Raw genomic sequence first — 23625 nt, forward strand, 5'->3', positions numbered from 1 at the left:
ATCGGCGAGCGCCTCGGCGTCTCCCAGATGCACGTCTCCCGGCTGATCACGCGACTGCTGGGCCGGCTGCGCGAGGGCATGCTCAGCACCACCTGAGCCGCCGCGGGTCCCCCGTCACCAGTTTCCTGAGGCGGCGCTACTCGTCGGAGAGCGTCAGGTCCGGTACCCGCCAGGCGGCGAGCAGGAAGGCGACCAGCGCCACCGCGGCGCCGGTGAGGAAGACGAGGCGCATCGAGGAGGCGTACCCCTCCAGGAACGGCAGCGCCACGCCCCGGTCGAGGGTGTGCAGGAAGGCGGAGTCCTCCAGGTCGACACCGCCGCCGGGGCGCAGCACTCCCGAGAGGGCGTGGGCGTTGTCGGGCCGGGCCAGCAGCCGGCGGTAGGCCGGGTCGTGGCGCGCCTCGGCCAGCCGGCCGGCTATCCGGCCGGCCGCCGTGGAGAACAGGACGGACAGGAACACGGCGGTGCCGGCCGTACCGCCGTTGGAGCGGAAGAAGTTGACCGAGGCCGTCGCCGCTCCCATGTCCGTACGGGGGACCTCGCTCTGCGCGAGCGTGGTCAGCGTCTGCATCGACGCGCCGAGTCCCGCGCCCATCAGCGCCATGCCGAGCGCCGCCTGCCACAGCGGGCTGCCGACACGCAGCGTGGCGAAGACGAGCATTGCCGCCGCGAACGAGCCGGTACCGGCGACGAGATGGACCTTGAACCGGCCGGTCCGCGCGATCAGCCGGCCCACCAGCAGCGTCACCGCGAGGTTCGCGAACACCGTGGGCAGTGTGGCCAGTCCCGCCCCCATGGGGCTCATCCCGCGCACGAGCTGGAGGTACAGCGGCAGCGTCGTCATCGCACCGAACATGCCGGCCCCCACGACGAAGTGCAGCCCCACGCCCAGCCGGAAGGCACGGATGCGGAACAGGCGCGGCGGCAGCAGCGCCGCGTCACCCGTGCGCCGCTCCACCACGACGAACACGGTCAGCCCCAGCACGCCGATCGCGTACGACACCAGCGCCCCGGGCGAGGCCCAGCCCCAACGGCGGCCCTGCTCGGCGACGGTGAGCAGCGGTACGAGCCCCACGGCGAGGGCCAGCGCCCCCGGGTAGTCGAGCCGGCGCCGCACGCGCCGGTGGGGGAAGCGCAGCACCCGGACGATCGCCACGGCCGCCGCGGCGGCGAGCGGCAGGTTGATCAGGAAGATCCAGCGCCAGCCGTCGATGCCGAGCAGGCTGCTCCGGTCGGCGAACGCGCCGCCCACGAGCGGGCCGACGATGCTGGCGCTTCCGAACACGGCCATGAACCAGCCCTGGTAGCGGCCCCGTTCGCGCGGGGTGGTGATGTCGGCGACGATCGTCATCGCCAGTGACATCAGCCCGCCGCCGCCCAGCCCCTGCACGGCGCGGAAGGCGGCGAGTTCGTAGATCGAGGTGGCGCATCCGCACAGCAGCGAGCCCGCCGTGAACAGGGCGATCGCGGCGAGGTAGACGGGCCGGCGGCCGTGGAGGTCGGAGAGCTTGCCGTACAGCGGTGTCACGAGGGTCGCCGAGATGAGGTAGGCGGTGGTCACCCATGCCTGGGCCGTCAGCCCGTGCAGGTCGTCGGCGATGGTGCGCAGGGCGGAGGAGACCACCGTCTGGTCCAGCGCCCCCAGGAACATGCCGAGCACCAGTCCGGACATGACGGTGGTGATCTGCCGGTGGCCGAGCCGTGCGGGCACGTCCCCGGCGGCACCCTGCTGCCGGGTGTCGGAGGAGGTCACAAGTCGTCCCTGTGGGTCTGGTCGTCCTGGGGGAGTGGGGAGGTGCGGGGAGCCGTCCCCGGCTTCCGGCAACGGCTCCGTGCGCCGTGGTGGTGCGGGCTACCCGGCGATCCCCTCCAGGTCACCGACCGCCCGCTCGACGTCCGGCAGCGTGAGCATCGCCAACTGGGCCGCCCGGGCCCGCGCCCGCGGCGCCGGGTCGGCGAGCAGCTTGCGGCACACGTCGGCGATGCCCGCCGCGCTGCGGTCGGCGATGTGGCGGCCGAAGCCCAGTTCCTCCACGCGCTCGGCGTTGGCGTGCTGGTCCCCGAAGTGCGGCAGGACCGCCAGCGGTGTGCCCGTGCGCATGGCCTCGCGGATGCTGTTGAACCCGCCGTGGGTGACGAACAGGTCGACCGACTCCAGCAGCAGCGGCTGCGGCACGTGCTCGGTGACGTGGACGTGCCCGGGCAGTCCGTCGGTGTCCAGGGGCAGCCCGGACGTCGACACGACCACCGTGCAGTCGTTCAGTCCGGCCGCGGCCCCCAGGATCGCGCGCAGGCTCTCGGCGGTGTCCGGCAGCCGGACCGGCAGCGGCTCGGCCGACTCCGCCATGTGCTCGCGCAGCGAGGGCAGGGCCGTACCGATCGCGGCGTACACCAGCGGCCGGTCCGTGGGCAGCCCGGCCGCCCACGGGGGCAGCACCGCGCGGCGCTCGACGTCGACCGTCTGCCGGTAGGACCAGGCCCGGGACGCGTTGCGGGCGAAGGAGAAGGCGGCCGGTACGTAGTCGACGCGGCCGTGCGGTACGACGGACAGCGGGTCCTCCCGCACCGGAAGTCCCAGTTCCTCGCGCCATGCGTTGAGCGGCGGCAGGATCTCGGCGGGGTCCATGATGTTGCTGAACCCGGAGGGCGTCGGGAGCTGCGGTACCCCCAGCAGCTCGGCGATGAGCACCGAGCTCATGTCCATGCCGTCCCGCAGGATCAGATCGGGGCGGAACTCCCGGGCGAGGGGCAGCAGGATGTCCAGCTGCGGCTTGACGGCGGCCCCGGCCACACCCCGCAACAGTAACCGGGTCAGCTCGGGGGTCGGCTCGGTCATGTCGGGGGGCTCGGGGAGTGCGGCGAGGTACGGACCGGCCGCGACGAAGGGGTCGAACCGCTTGAGCGCGGCGTTCACGTCGACGTCGTCGTCACGGAAGACCGGGGCGAGGGTGTCGACGGTGACCACCAGCACCTGGTGCCCGGCCTCGGCCAGGGCGCGCAGCAGGGGCAGCTGGGCGCGCCCGTGGGAGGGACTGCCGAGCGTGGTGCACAGAACCCGCATGGGGTGAGCCTTTCCGTTGAGAACTCTCGTTGTGGGTCGAGCACTTGCTTCAGGGGCGGGCCGGCCAGCCGCGTGCGAATCGGACGGACTCCGGCCGGACCGCAGCGCTTCACGCCACCCGCGCCGGTTCCGCAGGGCGCCCGATGCCCCGCCGGCCCAGCCCGGCCCGCGCGAGCAGGTCCGCGTCCAGCAGGTTGCGGAAGTCGTGCACCTCGTGGCCGGACATCCGCGCGGCGATCGCCGCCCAGTCCAGGTCCCGCAGCTCCGGCCACTCGGTGAGGACCAGGCAGGCCGCGGCCCCCTCGGCGGCCCGCACCGGGTCGGCGACGAGCTCGACCAGGTCGCTCAGGTCGGGTCGCTCCTGCGACAACGCCGGGTCGTACGCAGTGAGTTCGGCTCCCCGCTCGCGCAGCAGCCGGGCGACGGCGAGCGCGGGGGAGTCCCGCAGGTCGGCGGTGCCGGCCTTGAAGGTCAGACCGTACAGGGCGAGCCGTACGCCGTGCAGGGAGCCGCCCTCGCCGCGCCCGCACGAGGCGGCCACCCGCTCCACGAGCCTGCGCTGGTGCGCGACGTTGGTCTCGATGGTGGCGTTCAGCAGCGGGAAGTCGACGCCGGACCGCTCGCACACGGTCAGCAGGGCGTGGGTGTCCTTGGGCAGGCAGGAGCCGCCCCAGCCCGGCCCGGGCCGCAGGAACGCCGAGCCGATGCGCGGATCGCGCCCGATGCCCTCGGTGACGTCGGCGATGTCGGCGCCGAAGCGCTCGCAGAGGGTGGCGAGGTTGTTGGCGAACGACAGCTTCATCGCCAGGAAGAAGTTCGCCGCGTACTTGGTCAGTTCCGCGCTGGCGGGGTCGGTGAGGACCAGAGGCGCGTCGAGTGCGGCGTAGAGGTCGGCCACGCGCCGGGCGGCGGCCCGGTCGGCGGAGCCGATCACGATGCGGTCGGGATGCAGGAAGTCGTGGACGGCGCGGCCCTCGCGCAGGAACTCCGGGTTGCTCACCACGGTCACGTCCGCCCGGCCGAGCAGCGCGGCGACGCGCTCGCAGGTGCCGACCGGCACCGTCGACTTGTTGACGACGACACAGCCGGACCGCAGCACGTCCCGGATCTCCCCGGCGACGGCCTCGACGGCGGCGAGGTCGGCCGCACCGCCCGCTCCCATGGGTGTGGGCAGGCACAGGAACACCACTTCGGCCTCGGCGACGGCGGCCGCGGTGTCGCCGGTGAACTCCAGCCGGGCCGCCTCCAGGGCGTCCCGCACCGTCTCCGGCAGATCGGGCTCCAGGATGTCGACCCGGGCCGCGCGCAGCCGTTCGACCTTGCGGAGGTCGGCGTCGGCGCACACCACCGTGTGTCCCAGGGAGGCCAGGCAGGCACCGGTGGTCAGTCCGACGTAACCGGTTCCGATCACGGCGACTTGTCGAGCAGGCACAGAAGATCACCCTTTCCGGTCGGTGGGGCCCGCGCGCGGCGGCTTCGGTGCACGTGTCGGGGACGCGTGCCGTCGCACCGTGCGGGCGACCCGGAACGGGCCGGGCACCCTCGTACGGCCCGGCGGAACGAGATCCGAAGTCATCGGTCGTTGACCTGTCTCAGGTATGGCACGCGGTGCGAACACAAGTCAACGATTGGTGACAACGGTCGGTGACTTTGAGACAGCCGCTTCACACTGGACCATGGGGCGGGCAGCGGGAGGTCCGCGGGCGACGGAGGTGCGGTGACGTGACGGGAGTACACGACGGTGAGGCGGCGAAGGCGGAGGTCTGCCGACCGGCCCACAGGCGCTCGGCCTCGGCCACGCGCACCGCGCTCAGGTCCGCCGCCGCGTTCCGCTTCGGCAAGTACGGCTACGAGGGCACCAGTGTGCGCGACATCGCGGGTGACGTGGGGGTGGACGCCGCCCTCGTCTACCGCTACTTCGGCTCGAAGGAAGCGCTGTTCAACGACGTGGTGGGCACCGGGAAGATATTCGAACCCCTGCTGGAGGAGCCGGTCGAGACGATCCCCGACTGGTTCTGCGCACTGCTGTCGGGCACGCCGAAGGAGGGCGATTTCCCGCACCCGGTGCTGTCGGTGCTGCGGTCCTCCGGCCGGGACGAGGCGCTGGCCCGGCTGCGGGCCGACTTCACGGAGGTGTTCACCGAGCGCCTCGCCTCCCGCATCGGCGGCCCCGACGCCGGCCTGCGCGCGGAACTCCTCGCCGCCTGGATGCTCGGCACCAGCCTGATGCGCACCGAGATACGGCCCCCCGCCCTGATCGCGGCGTCGGACGCCACCCTGGAGCGGTACCTGCGGGCGGGCATCGACCTCCTCCTCGACCCGGCACCCCGGGAGGACCCGGGGTCGGCTGGATCCGGGGACGGGGAGCACGTCTGAGGGAGCCGTGGCTCCGCGGCCGCCGTGTTCGCCGGGACGCGCGGTCGACGGCGAGGGCGTCGGGGCTCAGCTCTCCGACGCCGGACGCGGCCCGCGGCGGAGCGGCCCGCGCGCGACCGGCCGGGCGACGGCTGCCCCCGCCGACTGGCCGTCGTCCGCGAGCGGCGCGCGATCCGAGCGATGCGCTCAGCGGCGGATGAGGCCGAGGTCGGTGGCGGTGGCGACGGCGGCGGTGCGGGAGTCGACGTCCAGCTTGGTGTAGATGCGGGCCAGGTGGGACTTGACCGTCCCCTCGGTCAGGTGGAGGCGGCCGGCGACGGCCTGGTTGGAGAGGCCGTCGGCGACCAGGGTGAGGACCTCGGTCTCGCGCCGGGTCAGGGCGGTGCCGGGGGCGCGGAGCCGGTTCATCAGCCGGTCGGCGACCGTGGGCGCCAGCGTGGTGCGTCCGGTGGCCGCGCTCCGTACGGCGGCGGCCAGGTCCTCGGGCGGGGCGTCCTTGAGGAGGTAGCCGGTGGCGCCGGCCTCGATGGCGGGCAGGGTGTCGGAGTCGGAGTCGTAGGTGGTGACGATCAGCACCCGGGGGGCTCCCGGCCGGGCGGTGATCCGGGCGGTGGCCTCGGCCCCGCCCATGCCTTTGCCGAACCGGAGATCCATCAGCACCACGTCGATGTCGCCCTCGGCGGCGCGGGCGACGGCGTCCTCGGCGGTGGCGGCCTCGGCCATGACGACCAGGCCGGGTTCGGTCTCCAGTACGGCGCGCAGCCCGGCCCGTACGACGGGGTGGTCGTCGGCCAGGAGCAGGCGGATGGGGGTGTCGGTCACGGGCGGGCCTCGGGCTGGGTCTCGGTCGGTGGGGTCAGGGGCAGCCGGGCGGCCAGCGTGGTTCCGTGGCCGGGGGCGGATCCGATGGTGAGGGTGCCTCCGAGGGCCTCGGCGCGGGCGCGCATGGCGGCCAGCCCGAAGCCGCCGGCCTCGGGGTCGGGGGCGGGCAGACGGGCGGGGTCGAAGCCGTGTCCGTCGTCGACGACGGCGAGGACGACATGGTCGCCGAGGTGGCTGAGGGTGACCTCGGCGGTGGTGGCCTCGGCGTGGCGGACGGTGTTGGCAAGGGCGGACTGGGCGATGCGCAGCAGGGCGACCTCGTGCGCGGTGGCGAGCGGGGCGGGACGGCCGGTGAGGCGGAAGCGCGCGGTGAGCCGGTGCCGGGCGGACGTGGTGGCGCACAGCCGTTCCAGGGCGTCCGCCAGGGTGGTGCCTTCCAGCGTGGGCGGGGTGAGGGCGGCGACGAAGCGGCGGGCCTCGGCCAGGTTGTCCACGGCGGCCTGACGTGCCTGGTCGACGTAGCGGGCCGCGTTCCGCGGTGTGTGGGGCAGAGCTCGCTCCGCGGCGCGCAGCAGCAGCTGGATGCTGGAGAGTCCCTGGGCGAGGGTGTCGTGGATCTCGCGGGCCAGGCGGTCGCGTTCGGCCAGCACGCCGGCGGTGTGCTGGGCGGCGGCCAGGTCGGCGCGGGTGGCTGTGAGTTCCTCGATCAGCCTGCGGCGGTGTTCGCTCTCCCGGTACAGGGCCTGGTACCCCCGCACCACGGCGACCGCCACCGCGGCGCCGAGCGCGGGGCCGATGGCCATGGCGGGGCTGAAGGAGTGCTGGTGGGCGGCGAAACCCGCGACGGCAGCGGCGGCGGTGGCGGCCACGGCCGCCGGTCCGGCGCGGCGGGGCAGCAGGTGCAGCTGGAGGAAGTACAGCGGGAAGGCCACCCACACGGCGTCGGGGGTCAGGGCGAGCAGCACCAGCCAGCAGGCGCCCACGGCGGCCAGCCACAGCGCGGCGGCTCGCCGGGAGCCGCGTACGCCCGGCAGCGTGGGCCCGACCGCGTACACCAGGCCGCACGCTGCCGACACGGCGACGATCACTCCGGCGTGGGGCCGGCCGTCGGTCACGACCCGGCCGGCGGCCAGCGCGAGCAGGCCGATGACCAGCAGGTGCAGGCACCAGGCCAGGGCCCGGGTGGTCGGGGTCGGGGCGGGGGCAGCGGTGTTCACAGTGCGTCCCAGGTTACGGAGGCCGGCTCCCCAGGACCTCTATCGAAAGGTGGAACCCGTGTGCCTTCTTTCGGCCCGCCCAGTGCAGTCCTGTGCCGGAAGCGCGCGGGGGGCCGTGGCCGCCACGGTGGAGTCCTATCGCTTCCACCACGGGAAAGGACGGGCCGGGACCGTGTTCGTCGCCTGCAGAGACCTGAAGTTCGCCAAGGGGCGCTTCGCCCTGATGGGGACCGTCATCGTGCTGATCACCCTGCTGGTCGGGCTGCTGTCCGGGCTGACGGCCGGACTGGGTCGGCAGAACACCTCCGCGATCACGGGACTGCCCGCCGACAGGATCGCCTTCCAGGCCCCCGGCGACGGACAGGACCTGTCGTACTCCGACTCCGTCGTCACCGAGCAGCAGTGGCGGCAGTGGTCGGGGGCACCCGGCGTCGAGAGCGCCGAACCGCTGGGAATCACCACCACCAAGGCCGGCGCAGGAGACAGGAGCACCGCCGTCTCGGCCTTCGGCGTCGAGCCCGGCTCCCGCCTCGCCCCGCACAGCGACGAGATCGATGACGGCACGGTGGTGCTGTCCGCCGCGGCCGCCGACGACCTCGGCGTGAAGGACGGCGACACCCTCACGCTGGCGGGCCGGCCGCTCACGGTGGCCGCCGTCCAGGGCGATGCCTACTTCAGTCACACCCCGGTCGTCTGGACCAGCCTGGACGTCTGGCGGGAGACCGCACCGCCCACCGGCGGCGCGAAGGGCCCGAGGGCCACCGTGATCGCCCTGGACACCACCTCCGCGGCCGATACGGCGGCCACCGACCGCCAGGCCGGCACCAGGACGGTCTCCACCGAGGACTCGCTGTCCGCGATCGGCTCCTACACCTCCGAGAACGGCTCCCTGCAACTGATGCGCGGCTTCCTGTTCGCCATCTCCGCCCTCGTCATCGGGGCCTTCTTCACCGTCTGGACGCTTCAGCGCAGCGGCGACGTCGCCGTCCTCAAGGCGCTGGGTGCCTCCACCGCCGGCCTCCTCAAGGACGCCCTCGGCCAGGCCGTCGTCCTGCTCGCCGGCGGGACCCTGCTCGGCACCGGCATCGCCGCCGCCCTCGGCACACTCGTGGCCGGCTCCGCCGTGCCGTTCCTCCTCACCCCCGCCACGGTCCTGGTCCCGGCCGCCGTGACGATCCTCCTCGGCGCCCTCGGAGCCGCCCTGTCCATCCGCCGCATCACCTCCGTCGATCCGCTGACCGCCCTGGGGAGCGCCCGATGAGCCTGAACCTGACCGACATCACCCTCACCTACCCCGACGGCGACACCCGCCTGACCGCCCTCGACCACATCACCCTCGACGTGCCCCGGGGCAGTCTGACCGCCGTGGCGGGCCCCTCCGGCTCCGGCAAGTCCAGCCTCCTCGCCGTCGCCGCCACCTTGATCAGCCCCGACTCCGGCACCGTCACCGTCGACGGCACCTCCACCGCGGGCCTGAGCCGCGGCGAACTCACCGAACTGCGCCGCCACAAGATCGGCATCGTCTTCCAGCAGCCCAATCTGCTGCCCTCGCTCACGGCCGCGGAACAACTCCAGGTCATGGCCCACATCGACGGCCGCAGACCCCGCACCGCCCACAGCCGGGCGATGGAACTCCTCGACGCCGTCGGCCTCGCCGCCCAGGCCGGCCGCCGCCCCCACCAGCTCTCCGGCGGCCAGCGCCAGCGCGTCAACATCGCCCGCGCCCTGATGAACGACCCCACCGTCCTCCTGGTCGACGAGCCCACCAGCGCACTCGACCACGAACGCGGCGCCGCCGTCATCGGCCTGATCACCCGTCTCACCCACCAGCAGGCCACCGCCACCGTCCTGGTCACCCACGACCGCACGCACCTCACCGCCGTCGACCAGCTCGCCGAAGTCCGCGACGGACGCCTGCACCTCCCGGCCGCACCCCGCTAGTCGCAGCGCCGCCGGGGGAGTCGGTCACGGGCCCCGACGACGCGTCACCGGCGCGCGGGGGCCGCTCCGAGGGGCACGCGTGAAGGGGCCCGGTCGTCCGCGACTTCCGGCACTGCAACGGTGGACAGCCCCCTTCCCGCGGGACGCACCGCCGTGGTCGCCCCGCCACTCCGGGGCCGCGGCCACGCACCTGATCAGCGGGGCGGACTGCGGCGCGCCGCCTCCTGGGCGGACGCAGTGGTACGGACCGCGGCACCGGTCCGCGGTCCGTACGCTGACGTGCGGGGCCGTGGGGAAGGTCAGCCCGCCTTGGCCGCCGTGCCGACCCGCGCGAGAGCCGCGGCGAGGCCGTTGGCCCACAGCTGGTTGACCCGGGCCCGCTCGGTGCTGTTCGGGTAGCGGTTGGTGCAGCTCGTGCCGGGTCCGCCGCCCGACATCAGCTCGCTGCAGGGGCCGCTGTAGTGGTCGGGCAGCCCCAGCACGTGGCCGGTCTCATGGGCGGTGACACGGATGGAGTCGTACTGCTGGTTCTGCGCGTAGTCCAGGAAGATGTAGCCGCGGCCGTGGCCGTTGGTGGAGGCGTAGGAACCGCGCGAGTCGTTGCCCTCGTAGTACGCGAAGTCACCACTGCCCGTGGTCGCCTGGAGCTTGACGTTCGACACCGAGCTGTTCCATATGGAGGCGGCGCTCGATATCTGGGAGCGGAAGCTCGGCGCCTGGTTCGCGTTGTAGTAGACGGTCACCACTTTCAGGGAGGGCTGGGCGGCCTGCCTCTTGGCGACCGACTTGAGCACGGCGTCGAAGAACGCCTTGTTGCCGGTGTTCCCGGCCACGCCCACGTAGCCGGCGGTGGCGGCCTTGGCGGGGGCTTCCGCGGTGTTCGTCGCGCTCGCCGGGCCGGCGGTGCCCAGCGCGGCGGAGGCCAGACCGAGGCCCAGCGCCAGGGCCACGAGTCTCCTGGGGTTCTTCGACTCGGTGCGGGTACGGAACGACGCCATGGGGGGGCTCCTTCTCGTCCTGTGGGGTTGAACGATCGGTTGCCAGTGAGTCTCGGGCAGACCAACGGGACGGGGGATGATGGCAGTTGGGGATAGCCTGGAGTTATCGGTGGCCGACTCGTCCGGTTTCGTTGGACCTTGAACATCTGGTGTGCTGCCCGGCTCCGCCCTACGCTCCTCCCATGGAGCTAGAGGTGAGGCATCTGCGCGTGCTCTGCGCCATCGCCGACACCGGCAGCTTGCACAAGGCGGCACGGGAACTCGGCCTGGCGCAGCCCTCTTTGAGTACCCAGTTACGGCGCATAGAGCGCGCTCTGGGTGCCCAGCTCTTCGTGCGCGTGCGGACCGGCTGCCACCCCACCCCGCTCGGGCTGGCCGTGCTGAGCCGGGCCCGGCCGCTGGTCGCGGAGTTCGCGGCGATCGTCACCGAGACCAGGGCGGCGGCGGCCCGTGCCGCCGGCGGGTACCAGCTGCGCATAGGAGCCACGGCGAGCCGGGCCATCCCCGGCTGGCTGCGCCTGCTGCGGGCACGAGGCCCGGAATGCGAGCCGGCCCTGCAGATGAACGTGTCCGCCAACGCCCTGCTGGGCATGGTCGCCGCCGGCCGGCTCGACATGGCCTTCGTGCACGAGGTCGAGGGCAGTCCGCTGCGCGTCCCGCCCGGCCTGTGCCTGCGCGTGCTCCTCGAACGGGAACCGCAGTTCGTCACGCTCGCCCCGGACCACCCCGCCGCGTCGCAGCCGGAGGTGAGCCTGGCCGATCTGGCCGGCGACCGCTGGATGGTCGACTCGACGGTCGACGGCGAGTGGGACGGCCTGTCGAGGGTGCTGCGCGCTGCGGGCCTGCACTCCGAGATGCTCCACGGCGACTACCTCACCGCGTACTCACTCGCCGCCACCGGCGAAGTGGTCACGGTCAGCCAGCCGACCGCCCATCCCCGCCCCGACCTCGCGATCCGCCCGCTGAAGGGCGACCCGCTGGGCGTACGGCTGCTGCTGGCGGCCCGCACCGAGGACGAACTGGACGAGGTCTTCCCGGAGTTGGAGGAGGCCTACTGGGCCGTCGCCCACGAGGCGCCGGCCTACCGGGAGTGGCTGGAACGCGCGCCCCTGCCCCCCCCCCCCCCGCACCGAAGGGCGAGGGCGGCACCGCCGCGCAGCTTGCCCGCTCCACCAGCTAGTGCTGTGACCGGATAGGTTCGCCGGGTTGGAGGTCGGAGTGGTTGGGTAGGCAGCGACGTCCGTCACGAAAGCCCGGAACGCCAGGTCACCGTGCATCGATGGATCGTTACGGACCGGCGTGTTTCATCCTTGGGTGGGATCGGCCGGATCGGGCTGCCCGGTTGGGCCAGTCTCACCGGCGGTGTAGTTGATCCTGCCGTTGTCCCCGAGGTCGAGGACGGCATCATGGACGTCACCGCCGATGGTGACGATGCGCCCGGGCTGATGGGACCGGACCAGTACGTCGCGCAGCGCCCGGGCTGTGGGTGCGAGGTGCGGGACGATCGCGGCAATGAAGCTCACACTTACGAACGCCGCGGCCAGTTCCCCGACGAATCCGAAGGCGTAGAACACCGGCGGGACGGTGAACAGCAGGAAGGACAGCGAGAAGAAGGTGGGCATGTGTTCGCGGTCGTCCTTGATACGGGCGGCCGACCGCTCGCGCAGGTCGACGTCCCCCAGCGGGTTGTGCGGGATGACCTCCCAGCTGCCGGAGTCCCGGCCAGAGGCGAGCAGCCGGAAGGTCACGCGCTGCCCGCGCTCCAGGTGGCCGATGGCGAAGACCGCTTCCCGGCGGCTCTGTTCGAGGTCCGGGCGTCGCTGCACGCCCCACTCGGCCTCGTGGGTGGAGGTCGCGGCGGCATCGAGGACCTCGCTGCCGTCGGCGAACCGGAACCGCAATTGCTGCTGCTGGACAACGCGATTCCCGGTGTTCTCCACGGTGAACGCGACGGAGCTGAGGTCCTCGACGTACCTGCCGTCGTAGGTGAGTCCAAGCCGGGGCCGCACCTGGTCGTCGGCGGAGACGATGGCCGTCCGCGTCTCGGTGTCGTAGGAGAGCCGCTTGGTCGGCTCGCGGCGGGCCTTCACGTACTCGATCGCCATTGTGCCGAGCACGCCGACGAGCCCGCCCGCGAGGGCGATGATCAAGTCCCGCTGGAAATCGGTCAGTGCTGCCTCTGCGGCCCAGTTCACCGTCGCCCCCGTCGATCGCTGGGGAGTCACCTTAGCGGCGGAGGGCGCCGGTACACAGTCGGAATCCGCTGCCCGGGACGATCCCGTTGCGCACCCACACAGGTTCGGCCACCACGCCTCCAGCAGTCGCAACGGACGTCACTGCCCATCCGACCTCCAACCCGGCGCACCTATGCGGTCACAGCACTAGCACGGCAGGTGGACGAGGGCGAGGGTGCGCTTCGCTTCCGAAACGGTCCGCGAAAGCGCGCCCCGCAGCGCACCGGGCCCGTTCTCCGCCCGGTTCCCGGAGCCGGGGAGCGGTGAGGAGACGCCGGCGGGTCCTCGCCGGAGGACACGGAGGCATGCCCCGGCCGGCCGCCGGACTCGGACGCACCTCTTGATGCTCTTCTCCGCTGGGTGAAAAGCAACGGCCGACCACCACCAGCACCCCCTCGACCGCTGCCGATCTCGCGCGGGGCCCGGTTCCGCTGGACCTTGACACAGTGACAAGGTCTTCACTGTGCCCATGGAGGTGGTCCACATGACCAGGCCGAGTGAGGACACGGGCACGCAGATGACGCGGGCTCTTCAGGGGCTGGAGAACGACAACTCGTCGGTCCGGCTGCGGGCAGCGCTGGCGGTCGGCACGGCGCCGGACCCGGGGTTCGTCGGTAGGCTCGTCGCGCGGTGCGCGGTCGAACCCGACTTCTCCGTACGCGAGATGCTGACCTGGGCCCTCACGCGCCACACGGCGGCGATGACGGTCCCGCTGCTTGTCGGCGAAGTCCGGTCGGGGCGAGGGCAGGCACGGAGCCAGGCGTTGCACACGCTGTCCAAGATCGGGGACCGGAAGGCGTGGCCGGCGATCACACCGGCGCTGCTGTCCGACCCCGACGACGAAGTGGCCCGCACCGCCTGGCGGGCAGCGGTCGTGCTCGTGCCCGGGGGCCGGGAGCACGAGTTGGCCGGGGCCTTGGTGACGCAGCTCGGGCGCGGCGAACGCGAGACACGGCTGAGCCTCAGCCGGGCGCTGATCGCGCTCGGAGAGGTGATGCTGCCGGCACTGGGCGCCGCGGCGACGGATCCCGACCCCCGCGTGCGCGCCCACGCGATCGCCACGGAACGACTGTGGCGCGATCCGGATGCCGGATTCGAGTTCGCGATCGAGGAGGCGAAGCGCATAGTGGCCCTGGGCGGAGACGGCCGGGAGGGGCAGTAGGCAGTGTTGATCGGCGATGTGGCGAAACGGTCCGGGGTCAGCGCCCGCATGCTCAGGCACTACGAGTCGCTCGGCCTGGTGCGGCCGACGGGCCGTACCGGCTCCGGCTACCGGGAGTACTCGGGCGAGACCGTACGGCGCATCTTCCACATCGAGGTCCTGCGGACACTGGGGCTGTCGCTGCGGGACGTCGGGCGCGCGCTCGAAGACCCCGGCTTCACGCCCGCGGAACTCGTCGACGACCTCATCCGCCGGACACAGGACCGCATCGCGGCGGAGACGGAGTTGCTCGGGCGACTCCGTCGGATCGATGCCGCGGAACCCGCCGGCTGGGAGGACGTCCTCCAGACCGTCGCGCTGCTCCAGGCACTGGGGTCGAAGAGCGCCGGGACGCGGCAGCGGGCGGCGCTGTCCGCGGCCGAGGAAGGCCCCGTGCCGGTGGACGCCCTGGTCGAGGCCGCCCTGAGCGAGTCCGACCCGAACGTCGCCGGCGCCCTCCGCTGGGCCCTGGCGCGGTCGGGCGAGGACGCGCTGGCGCTGCTGGCGGAGGGCCTGCGCTCACCCGCGGCCGAGGTGCGCACACGTGCCGTCCAGTCCGTGGCCCGTATCCCCGACGACGAGGCGACCGCACTGCTGCGGGACACCCTCGCGGACCCCGACATCGGGGTCCGCGGGCACGCGGCTGTCGCGCTCGGGGCACGCGGTGTGGCCGACGCGGTCCCGACGCTCGTCGAGATGATCGTCGAGGGGAGGAACGACACCGACGCCGCCGACGCACTGGGCACGCTGGCGCGTGACCCGGCGCTGGCGGACCGGATCGCCACCGGACTCGTCGACCGCATCGCCGGCGGCACGAGCGGCCCGTCTGCCCGCCGACGGCTTACACAGGCGCTCGCGGACATCCCGGGCGGCACGACGACACGTGCCCTCGGGGAGCTGGCCCATGACGAGGACCGTGCCGTGGCCGTCACCGCGACCTACCTGCTCAGGCTGCGCAGCACGAGGACGGCAGCCCGCCCCGGCGAGCAGCGGTGACCACCGGGCGGGCCCCCCGGACACGTTCCGAGGCCGGGCGCCTCGCCCCGGAACGTGACTCGGTGTCCGGCTCAGACCGTGGTGCGGGTCACCGGTATCCACAGCTGCGCCTCGGACTGCGCCGGGTCGTCCCGGGACGGGCGGGTGCGCAGGATCTCCGGCCCCGGACGGTACTCGTACGGGTTGGACGGGATCCACTGGGCGGCCACGTCACCCCACATCCGCTGCAGCGCCTGCGGAAACGGCCCGGTGTTCTCGAACACGGCCCAGGTGCCGGCCGGGCAGTCCAGCACGTCGAGGTCCTCGGGCACCTCGGCGGCAGCGGTCACCACGGCGTGGTAGTAGTCGAGTTCACCGCCCTCCTCGAAGCCGTCCGACAGCCGCACGGTCGCCGACACCACGCCCTGCGGGTCCTGGTCCGAGAGGCCGGCGATCCGCAGCAGCGTTCCCTGCGGGATGCTCTTGACGTGCTCGGCGATGTGCGGGTTGACGCCCTCGTAGATCAGCGGGACGCGGGCCTTCCTGCCGACGACCCGGAATGCTTCCTTCTCCACGATGCGGTATCGCATGGTGTTGCTCCCTTCGACGGTGAGGCGGAAGGACAGCCGGGGCTGCGAGCTCAGGGCCGCACCGGTACGCCTGGCCTCGCCCGGACCCACGCCGTGCATGGCGCGGAACGCCCGTGCGAAGGCCTCCCCCGAGGTGTAGCCGTAGCGGACCGCGATCTCCAGCAAGGTCGGTTCCCCGGCCAGCACTTCGGCCCCCGCGACGGTGAGCCGCCGGCGCCGGACGTACTCCGACAGCGCCATCCCCGCCAGCGACGAGAACAGCCGCCGGAAGTGGTACTCCGACGTGACCGTGATCCGGGCCAGCGCGGACACCTCGATCTGCTGGTCGAGATGGTCCTCGATGTGCTCCATGGCCTGGTTCAGCCGATCCAGCAACCCCGGCCTCCTTCCCTTTCGGTCACCGACGTTAGGAGGGACCAAGCCTGCCGCACCCGACATCCTGTGCCCGCTCCGGTCGGGTCAACCGCATCGTGCTGCTCCGATAACATGATCCAAGTCATGACGAGTGCCCGAAGATCAACTAATTCGGATAACAACTAACAAATCGGCCAGAGAATTGATACCTATAACTACGCGGGTGTTTTCGCGCAAAAACGGAGAAAGTGCCTTCGCCGCGTGGCGTGAACCACGGGTGGTGCTGTGGACCGTGGCGGGTGTGACGGCGCTGGGATTCCTTGTCGCGCTGGAGATCGCCGCGCGTCGTTACGGTATGCCCGGACCGATGACCAACCAGGCCAAGGAGGTGTTCCTGCCGCCGAAATCGGGCCCCCTGCTGTATGCGGGTATGGCGCTGATGATGGTGGTGCTCACCTGGCGCGAGCGTCTCATCGCCGCCGCGGCCGCCGTCGGGATCGACCTGGTCTTCCTGCTGGTGCGCTGGGTGGCGGACGTGAAAATCCCGTACGGCCACGGCCACCCCTTCGGCAACGGAGCGCTGTGGGTCCTGCTGGCGTACGCGGTCATCGCCGTGACCCGCCGCACGGGTGCGGAGCGTGTCCTGCTGCTCAAGGGTGTCGGGCTGGGCCTGCTGCTGGTGGCCGGCCGCAAGACCGGCGACACCTGGCTGCTGATCACCTCCAAGACCCGCCCGCTGGTCCTGGACCAGTACGTGGCGACCGCCGACCACGCCCTGGGCAACCCCTCCTGGCTGGCGGGCCGGCTCGTCAGAGCCACCGGCACGGTCGGCGCGCACGTCCTGGACTACGTCTACATCCAGCTCGCGGTCGCCGCGGTCGTCGTAGCCCTCTACCAGCTGCGCAACGTCGCGACCGAGCGCCGCTTCCCCCGCCACCATCTGGTCCGCACGTTCCTGGTCATCGGGCTCCTCGGCCCGGGCATCTACATGATCTTCCCCGTGGTGGGCCCGATCTTCGCCTACGGCGGCGACGGAGGGCACTGGGCCGTCGCCCACGTGTGGCCGGACATACCGGCCCCGATGCACACCCCGCATCCCATGCCGTTCGACCAGATCACGCCACGCAACTGCATGCCGAGCCTGCACACGGCCTGGGCGACCGCGATCTTCCTGCATTCCCGCAGCGGCCCGCGCATTCTGCGGTTCGCGGGTACGTTCTGGCTCATCGCCACCCTGGGCGCGACCCTGGGATTCGGTTATCACTACGGCGCGGACATTCTCGCCGGAGTCGTCTTCACCCTCACGATCGAAACGGCGCTGCGCTCACTGGCACGCGGCTGGGACCGCGCCGGAATCCAACTCGTCGCCCACGGCGCGACGGTGTTCACCGCGCTCCTGCTGTCCTACCGCTACCTGCCGGTGCCCATGGCCCGGCACCCGTGGCTGTTCGGCCCCCTGCTCGTCCTGGCGACAGCCTCGGTGATCCACGGCTACCTGCGCACCACGCGGCTCTGGCTGCCCGCCCCGGTCCCCGTGGCGCAGCCGGAACCCCAGCCCGAACCCGTCTGATCCACGGCCGGCCGGAGCGCTCCGGAGGAGCGGAGGCGGGGCACCGCCCCGGCGTCCGGTCAGGGGGTGGCGAGGAACTCCAGGGTGTCGATCACCCGGTTGGAGAAGCCCCACTCGTTGTCGTACCAGGCGACCACCTTGACGTGGCGGCCGTCGACGCGGGTCAGGGCCGAGTCGAAGATGGAAGAGGCGGGATTGCCCGTGATGTCCGACGACACGAGCGGGTCCTCCGAGTACTCCAGGATGCCGGCGAGCGCCCCCTGTGCCGCGGTGCGGTACGCCGCCAGCACGTCGTCACGCGTCACGTCCCGGGCGACCGTCGTGTTGAGTTCGACGATCGAGCCCACGGGCACCGGTACGCGGATCGAGTCGCCCGACAGCTTGCCGTCGAGGTTCGGCAGCACCAGGCCGATCGCCTTGGCGGCGCCGGTGGTGGTCGGCACGATGTTGACGCCGGCCGCCCGGGCGCGCCGCGCGTCGCGGTGCGGACCGTCCTGGAGGTTCTGCTCCTGCGTGTAGGCGTGCACCGTCGTCATGAACCCGTGCTCGATACCGGCGAGGTCGTCGAGCACCTTGGCCAGCGGGGCGAGCGCGTTGGTCGTGCAGGAGGCGTTCGAGACGATCGTGTGCACGTCCGGGTCGTAGGCACCGTTGTTGACACCGAACGCGAGCGTGACGTCGGCGCCGTCCGACGGCGCGCTGACGAGAACCTTCTTCGCGCCCGCGTCGAGGTGCGCCCGGGCGGCCTTGGCCGAGGTGAAGCGGCCGGTGGCTTCCAGCACGATGTCGACGCCGAGTTCGGCCCACGGCAGCTGCGCCGGTTCGCGCTCGGCCAGCACGGTGATCCGACGGCCGTCGACGACGAGGGCGTCCCCGTCGACGGTCACCGGCCGCCCCAGCCGGCCGGCCGTGCTGTCGTAGGCGAGCAGCCGGGCGAGGGTGGCGGGCTCGGTCAGGTCGTTGACGGCGACGATGTCGAGGGCGCTGTCGCGCTCCAGCAGCGCGCGCAGCACGTTGCGTCCGATGCGGCCGAACCCGTTGATGGCGATGCGAGTCATGAGTGGTGTCCCTTCCCTTCGCCACCAAGGCTCGCCCGCCGGATGCGCCGCTGACAGTGGCGGCATCGCCACGGTTCGAAAGGATCCCGCCATGCGGCGCCGGGCGGGTCACTCGCCCCGGGTGAAGGTGCGCCGGTACTCGCTCGGTGTGGTGCCGAGGATGCGCTGGAAGTGCAGGCGCAGGTTCGCGCCGGTGCCGAGCCCCACGTCGGCGGCGATCTGTTCGACGCTGCGCTCCGAACGTTCCAGCAGTTCGCGGGCCAGGTCGATCCGGGCGCGCATCACCCACTGCATCGGCGTGTAGCCGGTCTCCTCCACGAAGCGCCGGGAGAACGTGCGCGGCGACACGCCCGCCTGCCGCGCCAGTACGTCGAGGGTGAGGGGCTCGCCGAGCCGGTGCAGCGCCCACTCACGGGTGGCGGCGAACCGCTCGCCGAGCGGCTCGGGGACGCTGCGCGGCACGTACTGGGCCTGGCCGCCGCTGCGGTAGGGCGCCGCGACCAGACGCCGGGCCGCATGGTTGGACGCCGCCACCCCCAGGTCCCGGCGCAGGATGTGCAGGCACAGGTCGATGCCGGAAGCGGCGCCCGCCGAGGTGAGCAGGCTGCCCTCGTCGACGAACAGCACGTTCTCGTCGACCTTGACGAGCGGGTGCCTGGCCATGAGTGCCCGCGTGTAGTGCCAGTGCGTCGTGGCGCGCCTGCCGTCGAGCAGGCCCGTGGCCGCGAGCGCGAAGGCACCCGTGGAGATGGCGGCGAGCCGCGCGCCCCGCTCGTGGGCGGCGACCAGTGCCTCGACGACGGCCTGCGGCGGGTCGTCGCGGTCCGGGAACCGGTAGCCGGGGACGAAGACGATGTCGGCCCAGGCAAGGGCCTCCAGGCCGTGGGCGACGTGGTACGCGAGGCCGTCGCCGCCGGTCACGAGACCGGGAGTCGCCCCGCACACCCGCACCTCGTACGGCATGCTCGCGCGGGTCGTGAAGACCTGCGCGGGAATGCCGACATCGAGCGGCTTCGCGCCTTCGAGCACGAGAACGGCGACGCGATGCGGGCGGGAGGCTGGCACGGGAAGAGGTTACGCGGGGCGTGACGTCGATGCGCTCACTGATCGTCCGCGGAGTCGGTGATGACGGGCTCGGGGCCGGCGGGCAGCAGTGCGAGCACCAGCGCCACAGCCTCTTCCGCGGTGCCGGCTTCGCCGACCACGGTGGAGGTCCCGCGTCCGCGCACCTTGAACCGTCCGTCGGGCAGCGGCTCGATCGATCCGCCGTGCACGGTCCAGGGGTAGCTGGTGGAGCTGCTGAAGAGCAGGGCGAAGTGGCTGGTGAACGGGTACAGCCGCCGCAGCCGTGGTTGAACGGCCGCGGCCGCCAGCAGCGGAACGATGTCCGGGAACGGTCTCCCGGGCGAGCGGATCCGGTGCACCGCGTGCTTCCACTCCCAGGTCAGTCGCAAGGCCTGCCAATGGGCCTCGACGACATCGGCCGGCCCGCGACCCCGTGCCGCGGCCATGTCCGGCAGCACCGGTTTCGGAGGCAGGGGCACCTGCTGATCACCGGTCCCGTCCTTCGCGTCCACGGTCACAGTGTCGCAGTCGTCGCCTGCGGCGATCCGGTCCTGCGCCCGATGCCCGAGCAGCCGCGGGTGGTGCTGCTCGGGCCGCTGGTGAACATGGGAGGTTCCTGGCCGGACCATTTCGACCTGCTCACCGGTCTGCCCGGCCGGGGGGACACCGTCGTCGGCAACGACGTCTGGTTCGGACACGGTACGACCGTCATGCCCGGCGTGCGGATCGGCCACGGCGCGGTGGTCACCGGCCCGTGGAGCACATCACCGAGCACGTCCGCTCGATCGTGTCGGGCAGCATCGCCGATCTGGAGGCCGCGGCTCCGCACTCCGCGCAGGAACGAGTGGCACGCCCTCCCGTCAGCGCAGGCCGAGGCAGAGCAGCCAGGTGCGAGAGCTCGGTCGGGTGGCGGAGAGTCGGGTGGCGGTGAGGAGTGCGGCCAGTGCGCCCGGCAGCCCGGTCAGCAGGTCCGCGTCCCAGCCGGCGGGCCACGGCGGGGCGAGATGGCCGGTCAGGTGCCGGGTGAGCCGGCTCTTGAGGGTGGCGGCGGCGGGCAGCCGGGCGTGCCGGTGGAAGGCGTCGGCGACGGCCAGTACGCCCGCGGCGCCGTGGCAGAGCCCTAGGCGGTCGCCGGGGGAGTCGCCGTAGAGGTGGAAGGTCTCGTCGTAGCGCTCGGCGAGTGTGGTGAAGGCGGCCGTGGCCCAGTCGGCGGTCGTGGTGTCCCCGAGCGCGTCGGCGGCGTCCCACAGTGCCCAGGCGATCCCGGGGGTGCCGTAGCACCAGGCCTGGCGCGGGTGGGCCGTGGGCGCGAGAGGGCTTCCCGGCCCGGCGGCGGCCCAGGTGCGGATGCCGCGCTCGTCGTCGTAGGCCTGGCGGATCAGCCGGCGGGTGGTCCGGCCGAGTGCCGCGGCGAGGCCGCCCGCGAGGCCGCCCACGGTCACGTGACAACGGCTCGGCGACCAGGGCGACTTCTGGGAGATACCGTCTCTCCCGCGACCCGAGCCGGCCCGCCCCGGCCGCCGACCTGGGGCGGGAGCCGTTCCCCGAGCCGTTTCCCCCACCCGGACAGTGATCCGGATCGCGGTGCATCAGACGCCGGCGCGGGGGAATCGTGGATAACGCGTCTGCCCTTGATCCCGTGAAAAAAACTCGCATTTTGTGTGCTTGTAGGGATGAAGTAAGGGCATTCGATGGCCAGGAGGTTGATAACAATGGTTCCCCTGCTTCTGGTTCTTCTGCTGGCTCTGATCCTCTTCGGCGCGGGCTTCGCCCTGAAGGCGCTCTGGTGGATCGCGGTGATCGTGCTGATCGTGTGGCTGCTGGGCTTCGTCGTCCGGTCCGCGGACGGTACGGGCCGTAAGGGTCGCTGGTATCGCTGGTAGATGCGCGCTCCTCGGTGTCAGGAGCACTGTTGATAGGGAAGGTTGACGTGGGGCCCGGCCGGACATGGCCGGGCCCCACGTCGTGCGTCAGGACGCATCCCGCTCGACTGGCCGGGATGGATCCGGCATATCGGACGCAGGGGTGGGTACGTGTGTCATGCACCGGCCCCGTGGAATCAGCAGTGGAAACCTGCACCTCCTATCTCCGCGGGGTCGGTGCACCATGTGCGGGGCATCCCGGGGTCAAGGCAGAGGCGGCGTGCGCCGCTGTTCGGGCACCTGGGGCGGGGCGTGGCAGGGGCGGGCGGCGGCGCCCTGGTCGCCCAACTCCTCGCAGACGGCGGCCTTGTGTCCGATCAGGTCCAGGTGCTGGTCGAGCCGGCCGATCCGGGCCGCGGTCGGTCCGTCCACGTCGTCCTGGCGCTAGATGTGCCGCCCGCCGGGTCCGCGGCGCACGGGGTCGAGGAGCAGCAGGATGCGCTATTGCACCACCGCCGCAGTGGGCGGTGACACCGAGTCGGAGGCACGGATAGGGGCTCCAAGCGGCTCACAGCGGCACTCAGGGCTTTGAGCTGTCAACCCTTGGCTACTCGGAGGCCGGAGTTCTTCGACCCCGCGTTCGCCGAGAACGCCGCCAAGCTCGACGCCGTCCAACAGCTCGTCGAACTCGTGGAAGGTATCGGCTGCGCACTCCCGCAGCTCGCCGCTGCCTTCACCGTGGCCCACCCCGCCGTCACTTGGGCGATCACCGGACCGCGGACCATGGGACCACTTGAGGACCCTCGCCGACCGCGCCGCCGCCTGAGGCACCGGCCCCGGGTTGTCGGCGTACGGCAGCGGGACGCTGCGGGCGGCGGGCGAGGGGACGGGGCGCGGCCGCGGAGCCAGGCCTGACAGGGGAGGGCCGGCCCGCTCCCGGCCGTGCGCACAAAGGGGGGCCGCTATACGGCTTTACGGCCCGAGGGCTCAGACCTGGCCGCGCCAGGCGCCGGTTTCGCTGCCGCCGCGGGCTTCGATGAACTCCTTGAACCGCTTCAGGTCACCCGTGGCCTGCCGCTTGACGAAGCCGAGCTTGTCGCCGACGCTCTCGGCCAGCCCCTCGGGCTCGTAGTCGAGCTGCAGCATGACCTTGGTCGTGTTGTCGTCGATGTAGTGGAAGGTGACGACGCCGGCCTGCTTGGACTCGCCGTCGACGGTGGTCCAGGCGACGCGCTCGTCGGGGATCTGCTCGGTGATCTTCGCGTCGAACTCCCGCTTGACGCCGCCGATCTTCGTCACCCAGTGGGTGAGGGTGTCGCTGCGCTGCTCGATGCGCTCGACGCCTTCCATGAACTGCGGGAAGTCCTCGAACTGGGTCCACTGGTTGTAGGCGGTGCTTACGGGGACGCCGACCTCTATGGATTCCTCTACCTGAGACACAACTGGTCCTTTCTGGACGCGACGTGACGTGCGTATGGCAGACCAGGTTCCTGCTGGGGCGACTTTTATGCCCCCGTCACTCGTGCCCGGGCCCGTCCCCGCCACCACCCGAGGCCGAATCCGCGAGGGGCTCCGGGGTCTGCGCCACGAGGCAGTGGGGCGACGCCCACGGGGCAGCCCCGCCCGCCCGACCCGCGGGTGACGATGTACTTTCACCCCGGTCGAGCAACTCACGCCCGAGGCTCTAGCACGCGCCACCTTCCGCTACCCGGACAGCTCCGCCGAGCCGTCTGCTTCGCTGTCGCAGGGTTTCCGGCCGAGCGTCGCCGAACTGCGGCACCGTACTGCTGCCGGCCCACCGGATCCTCGCCCGCGGCGGCTCAGCTGTGCATCCCTTGCAGCATCACGCCCAAGTAGCGGCGGCCGGACTCCAGACGCGTCTGCTGGTCGTCGGCGTGGACGTTGGCGGCGAAGGCGATCCCGCACATGAGCGGCAGCAGGTCGTCCCAGGTGACCCCACCGCCTACGGTGCCCGCCTCGCCGTCAGCGAGGCCGTCATCCCCGGCCTGTCCCCGTCCCCGCCGCTGATGTCGGACCCGGCCACCAACGAGATGCTGTGGCACTTCGCCTTCAACCGGCTGCCGGACATCAACGAACGCATGGTCGCCGGCCGCGAGGAGATCTACTTCGGACACACCTTCACGTCCAAGACCGCCACGCCGGGAGCGATCCCGCAGCACGCCGTCGACGTCTACGTCGCGCTGGCGCGACGAAGGGCCGCTGAGCGTCCCGGTCCTGGCCATAGGCGGCGAGCACAGCACCGGCACCATGCCCGAGGAAGTCATGCGCATGGCCACCGAC

The 23625-nt window shown here is 72.2% G+C and carries 24 protein-coding genes and 2 pseudogenes; 11 read left to right on the plus strand and 15 right to left on the minus strand.

What is annotated here, in order from left to right; genetic code table 11:
* Nucleotides 1–96, plus strand: a 96-nt coding sequence (locus IG05_RS44205) for a sigma factor-like helix-turn-helix DNA-binding protein (protein WP_267883296.1), incomplete at its 5' end; no start/stop codon positions are given.
* Between the two features lie 40 nt (nt 97–136).
* Here the strand turns inward: IG05_RS44205 and IG05_RS0100010 are convergent.
* The 3 genes from IG05_RS0100010 to IG05_RS0100020 form a co-directional block, all read right to left on the minus strand.
* Nucleotides 137–1753 carry an MDR family MFS transporter gene (locus IG05_RS0100010; protein WP_030338058.1) on the minus strand — a complete coding sequence of 539 codons (1617 nt, stop codon included), beginning with the start codon at nt 1751–1753 and terminating at the stop codon, nt 137–139.
* Nucleotides 1754–1852: 99 nt separating this feature from the next.
* A complete protein-coding gene (locus IG05_RS0100015) occupies nt 1853–3061 on the minus strand; it encodes a glycosyltransferase (protein ID WP_030338060.1) in 1209 nt (402 codons plus the stop codon).
* A 109-nt stretch (nt 3062–3170) separates the two neighbouring features.
* A complete protein-coding gene (locus tag IG05_RS0100020; protein WP_030338062.1) occupies nt 3171–4493 on the minus strand; it encodes a UDP-glucose dehydrogenase family protein in 1323 nt (440 codons plus the stop codon).
* A 290-nt stretch (nt 4494–4783) separates the two neighbouring features.
* Between IG05_RS0100020 and IG05_RS0100025 the strand changes: the two genes are divergently transcribed.
* A complete protein-coding gene (locus IG05_RS0100025; protein ID WP_030338064.1) occupies nt 4784–5437 on the plus strand; it encodes a TetR/AcrR family transcriptional regulator in 654 nt (217 codons plus the stop codon).
* Nucleotides 5438–5623: 186 nt separating this feature from the next.
* On the opposite strand, the gene IG05_RS0100030 is transcribed toward IG05_RS0100025, so the two are convergent.
* Nucleotides 5624–6259: a response regulator gene (locus IG05_RS0100030; RefSeq protein ID WP_030338066.1), complete on the minus strand. Its 636-nt coding sequence runs from the start codon at nt 6257–6259 to the stop codon at nt 5624–5626.
* Nucleotides 6256–7476 (minus strand): sensor histidine kinase, encoded by a 1221-nt coding sequence (locus IG05_RS0100035; protein WP_030338069.1) that lies wholly within the window; start codon nt 7474–7476, stop codon nt 6256–6258. The genes IG05_RS0100030 and IG05_RS0100035 overlap by 4 nt, the downstream gene beginning before the upstream one ends.
* Before the next feature lie 172 nt (nt 7477–7648).
* Here IG05_RS0100035 and IG05_RS0100040 point away from each other — a divergent pair, with 172 nt between their 5' ends.
* Nucleotides 7649–8737 carry an ABC transporter permease gene (locus tag IG05_RS0100040; RefSeq protein WP_030338071.1) on the plus strand — a complete coding sequence of 363 codons (1089 nt, stop codon included), beginning with the start codon at nt 7649–7651 and terminating at the stop codon, nt 8735–8737.
* Complete coding sequence (locus tag IG05_RS0100045; protein WP_030338074.1) at nt 8734–9417, plus strand: ABC transporter ATP-binding protein; 684 nt, start codon at nt 8734–8736, stop codon at nt 9415–9417. Before IG05_RS0100040 ends, IG05_RS0100045 begins: the two co-directional genes overlap by 4 nt.
* Before the next feature lie 299 nt (nt 9418–9716).
* On the opposite strand, the gene snpA is transcribed toward IG05_RS0100045, so the two are convergent.
* Entirely contained in the window at nt 9717–10415 is a 699-nt protein-coding gene (gene snpA / locus IG05_RS0100050; RefSeq protein ID WP_030338076.1) for a snapalysin, read from the minus strand.
* Nucleotides 10416–10597: 182 nt separating this feature from the next.
* Between snpA and IG05_RS0100055 the strand changes: the two genes are divergently transcribed.
* Complete coding sequence (locus tag IG05_RS0100055) at nt 10598–11611, plus strand: LysR family transcriptional regulator (RefSeq protein ID WP_030338077.1); 1014 nt, start codon at nt 10598–10600, stop codon at nt 11609–11611.
* Nucleotides 11612–11719: 108 nt separating this feature from the next.
* Here IG05_RS0100055 and IG05_RS0100060 read toward each other — a convergent pair whose 3' ends face one another.
* Complete coding sequence (locus IG05_RS0100060; protein ID WP_063760054.1) at nt 11720–12610, minus strand: hypothetical protein; 891 nt, start codon at nt 12608–12610, stop codon at nt 11720–11722.
* 523 nt (nt 12611–13133) lie between these two features.
* Between IG05_RS0100060 and IG05_RS0100065 the strand changes: the two genes are divergently transcribed.
* Both IG05_RS0100065 and IG05_RS0100070 read left to right on the plus strand, forming a co-directional pair.
* The gene (locus IG05_RS0100065; RefSeq protein ID WP_030338080.1) at nt 13134–13811 is read left to right on the plus strand and encodes a HEAT repeat domain-containing protein; all 678 of its coding nucleotides are present in this window, start codon (nt 13134–13136) and stop codon (nt 13809–13811) included.
* Nucleotides 13812–13814: 3 nt separating this feature from the next.
* Entirely contained in the window at nt 13815–14846 is a 1032-nt protein-coding gene (locus tag IG05_RS0100070; RefSeq protein ID WP_030338082.1) for a HEAT repeat domain-containing protein, read from the plus strand.
* A 71-nt stretch (nt 14847–14917) separates the two neighbouring features.
* Here the strand turns inward: IG05_RS0100070 and IG05_RS0100075 are convergent, their stop codons facing one another.
* Complete coding sequence (locus tag IG05_RS0100075) at nt 14918–15790, minus strand: AraC family transcriptional regulator (protein WP_030338083.1); 873 nt, start codon at nt 15788–15790, stop codon at nt 14918–14920.
* Nucleotides 15791–15992: 202 nt separating this feature from the next.
* On the opposite strand from IG05_RS0100075, the gene IG05_RS0100080 reads away from it, so the two are divergent.
* Complete coding sequence (locus tag IG05_RS0100080) at nt 15993–17339, plus strand: phosphatase PAP2 family protein (RefSeq protein ID WP_234335691.1); 1347 nt, start codon at nt 15993–15995, stop codon at nt 17337–17339.
* Between the two features lie 59 nt (nt 17340–17398).
* Here the strand turns inward: IG05_RS0100080 and gap are convergent, their stop codons facing one another.
* From gap to IG05_RS50160, 3 genes are all read right to left on the minus strand, one after another.
* A complete protein-coding gene (gene gap, locus IG05_RS0100085; protein ID WP_030338089.1) occupies nt 17399–18397 on the minus strand; it encodes a type I glyceraldehyde-3-phosphate dehydrogenase in 999 nt (332 codons plus the stop codon).
* Between the two features lie 108 nt (nt 18398–18505).
* The gene (locus tag IG05_RS0100090; protein WP_030338091.1) at nt 18506–19462 is read right to left on the minus strand and encodes a GlxA family transcriptional regulator; all 957 of its coding nucleotides are present in this window, start codon (nt 19460–19462) and stop codon (nt 18506–18508) included.
* A 35-nt stretch (nt 19463–19497) separates the two neighbouring features.
* A complete protein-coding gene (locus IG05_RS50160) occupies nt 19498–20091 on the minus strand; it encodes a DUF6193 family natural product biosynthesis protein (protein WP_420707545.1) in 594 nt (197 codons plus the stop codon).
* Between IG05_RS50160 and IG05_RS50165 the strand changes: the two are divergent.
* A pseudogene (locus IG05_RS50165) lies at nt 20056–20393 on the plus strand (hypothetical protein); the annotation flags it as partial. The gene IG05_RS50160 and the pseudogene IG05_RS50165 sit on opposite strands and share 36 nt — an antisense overlap.
* Here IG05_RS50165 and IG05_RS0100100 read toward each other — a convergent pair.
* Entirely contained in the window at nt 20323–20904 is a 582-nt protein-coding gene (locus IG05_RS0100100) for a lanthionine synthetase LanC family protein (RefSeq protein ID WP_051789316.1), read from the minus strand. The pseudogene IG05_RS50165 and the gene IG05_RS0100100 sit on opposite strands and share 71 nt — an antisense overlap.
* A gap of 270 nt (nt 20905–21174) precedes the next feature.
* Here IG05_RS0100100 and IG05_RS0100105 point away from each other — a divergent pair, with 270 nt between their 5' ends.
* Entirely contained in the window at nt 21175–21345 is a 171-nt protein-coding gene (locus IG05_RS0100105) for a hypothetical protein (RefSeq protein ID WP_030338097.1), read from the plus strand.
* A gap of 243 nt (nt 21346–21588) precedes the next feature.
* On the opposite strand, the gene IG05_RS47510 is transcribed toward IG05_RS0100105, so the two are convergent.
* Nucleotides 21589–21756, minus strand: coding sequence for a hypothetical protein (locus IG05_RS47510; RefSeq protein ID WP_158838655.1), 168 nt, complete (start codon nt 21754–21756; stop codon nt 21589–21591).
* 174 nt (nt 21757–21930) lie between these two features.
* On the opposite strand from IG05_RS47510, the pseudogene IG05_RS48765 reads away from it, so the two are divergent.
* A pseudogene (locus tag IG05_RS48765) lies at nt 21931–22122 on the plus strand (aldo/keto reductase); the annotation flags it as partial.
* A 189-nt stretch (nt 22123–22311) separates the two neighbouring features.
* On the opposite strand, the gene IG05_RS0100115 reads toward IG05_RS48765, so the two are convergent.
* The gene (locus IG05_RS0100115; RefSeq protein ID WP_030338100.1) at nt 22312–22764 is read right to left on the minus strand and encodes an SRPBCC family protein; all 453 of its coding nucleotides are present in this window, start codon (nt 22762–22764) and stop codon (nt 22312–22314) included.
* 380 nt (nt 22765–23144) lie between these two features.
* Nucleotides 23145–23615 carry a hypothetical protein gene (locus IG05_RS48770; protein ID WP_234335692.1) on the minus strand — a complete coding sequence of 157 codons (471 nt, stop codon included), beginning with the start codon at nt 23613–23615 and terminating at the stop codon, nt 23145–23147.
* Between the last annotated feature and the right edge of the window lie 10 nt (nt 23616–23625).

It is taken from the genome of Streptomyces sp. NRRL S-1022 (assembly GCF_000720135.1).
GTDB lineage: Bacteria > Actinomycetota > Actinomycetes > Streptomycetales > Streptomycetaceae > Streptomyces.

Excerpts from the sequence above, each read along its gene's own strand:
- IG05_RS0100015 (WP_030338060.1), bottom strand. The coding sequence starts at position 3,061 with ATGCGGGTTCTGTGCACCACGCTCGGCAGTCCCTCCCACGGGCGCGCC.
- IG05_RS0100045 (WP_030338074.1), top strand. The coding sequence starts at position 8,734 with ATGAGCCTGAACCTGACCGACATCACCCTCACCTACCCCGACGGCGAC.
- snpA (WP_030338076.1), bottom strand. The coding sequence starts at position 10,415 with ATGGCGTCGTTCCGTACCCGCACCGAGTCGAAGAACCCCAGGAGACTC.
- IG05_RS0100055 (WP_030338077.1), top strand. The coding sequence starts at position 10,598 with ATGGAGCTAGAGGTGAGGCATCTGCGCGTGCTCTGCGCCATCGCCGAC.
- IG05_RS0100065 (WP_030338080.1), top strand. The coding sequence starts at position 13,134 with ATGACCAGGCCGAGTGAGGACACGGGCACGCAGATGACGCGGGCTCTT.
- gap (WP_030338089.1), bottom strand. The coding sequence starts at position 18,397 with ATGACTCGCATCGCCATCAACGGGTTCGGCCGCATCGGACGCAACGTG.
- IG05_RS50160 (WP_420707545.1), bottom strand. The coding sequence starts at position 20,091 with ATGGTCCGGCCAGGAACCTCCCATGTTCACCAGCGGCCCGAGCAGCAC.
- IG05_RS0100105 (WP_030338097.1), top strand. The coding sequence starts at position 21,175 with ATGGTTCCCCTGCTTCTGGTTCTTCTGCTGGCTCTGATCCTCTTCGGC.
- IG05_RS48770 (WP_234335692.1), bottom strand. The coding sequence starts at position 23,615 with ATGCGCATGACTTCCTCGGGCATGGTGCCGGTGCTGTGCTCGCCGCCT.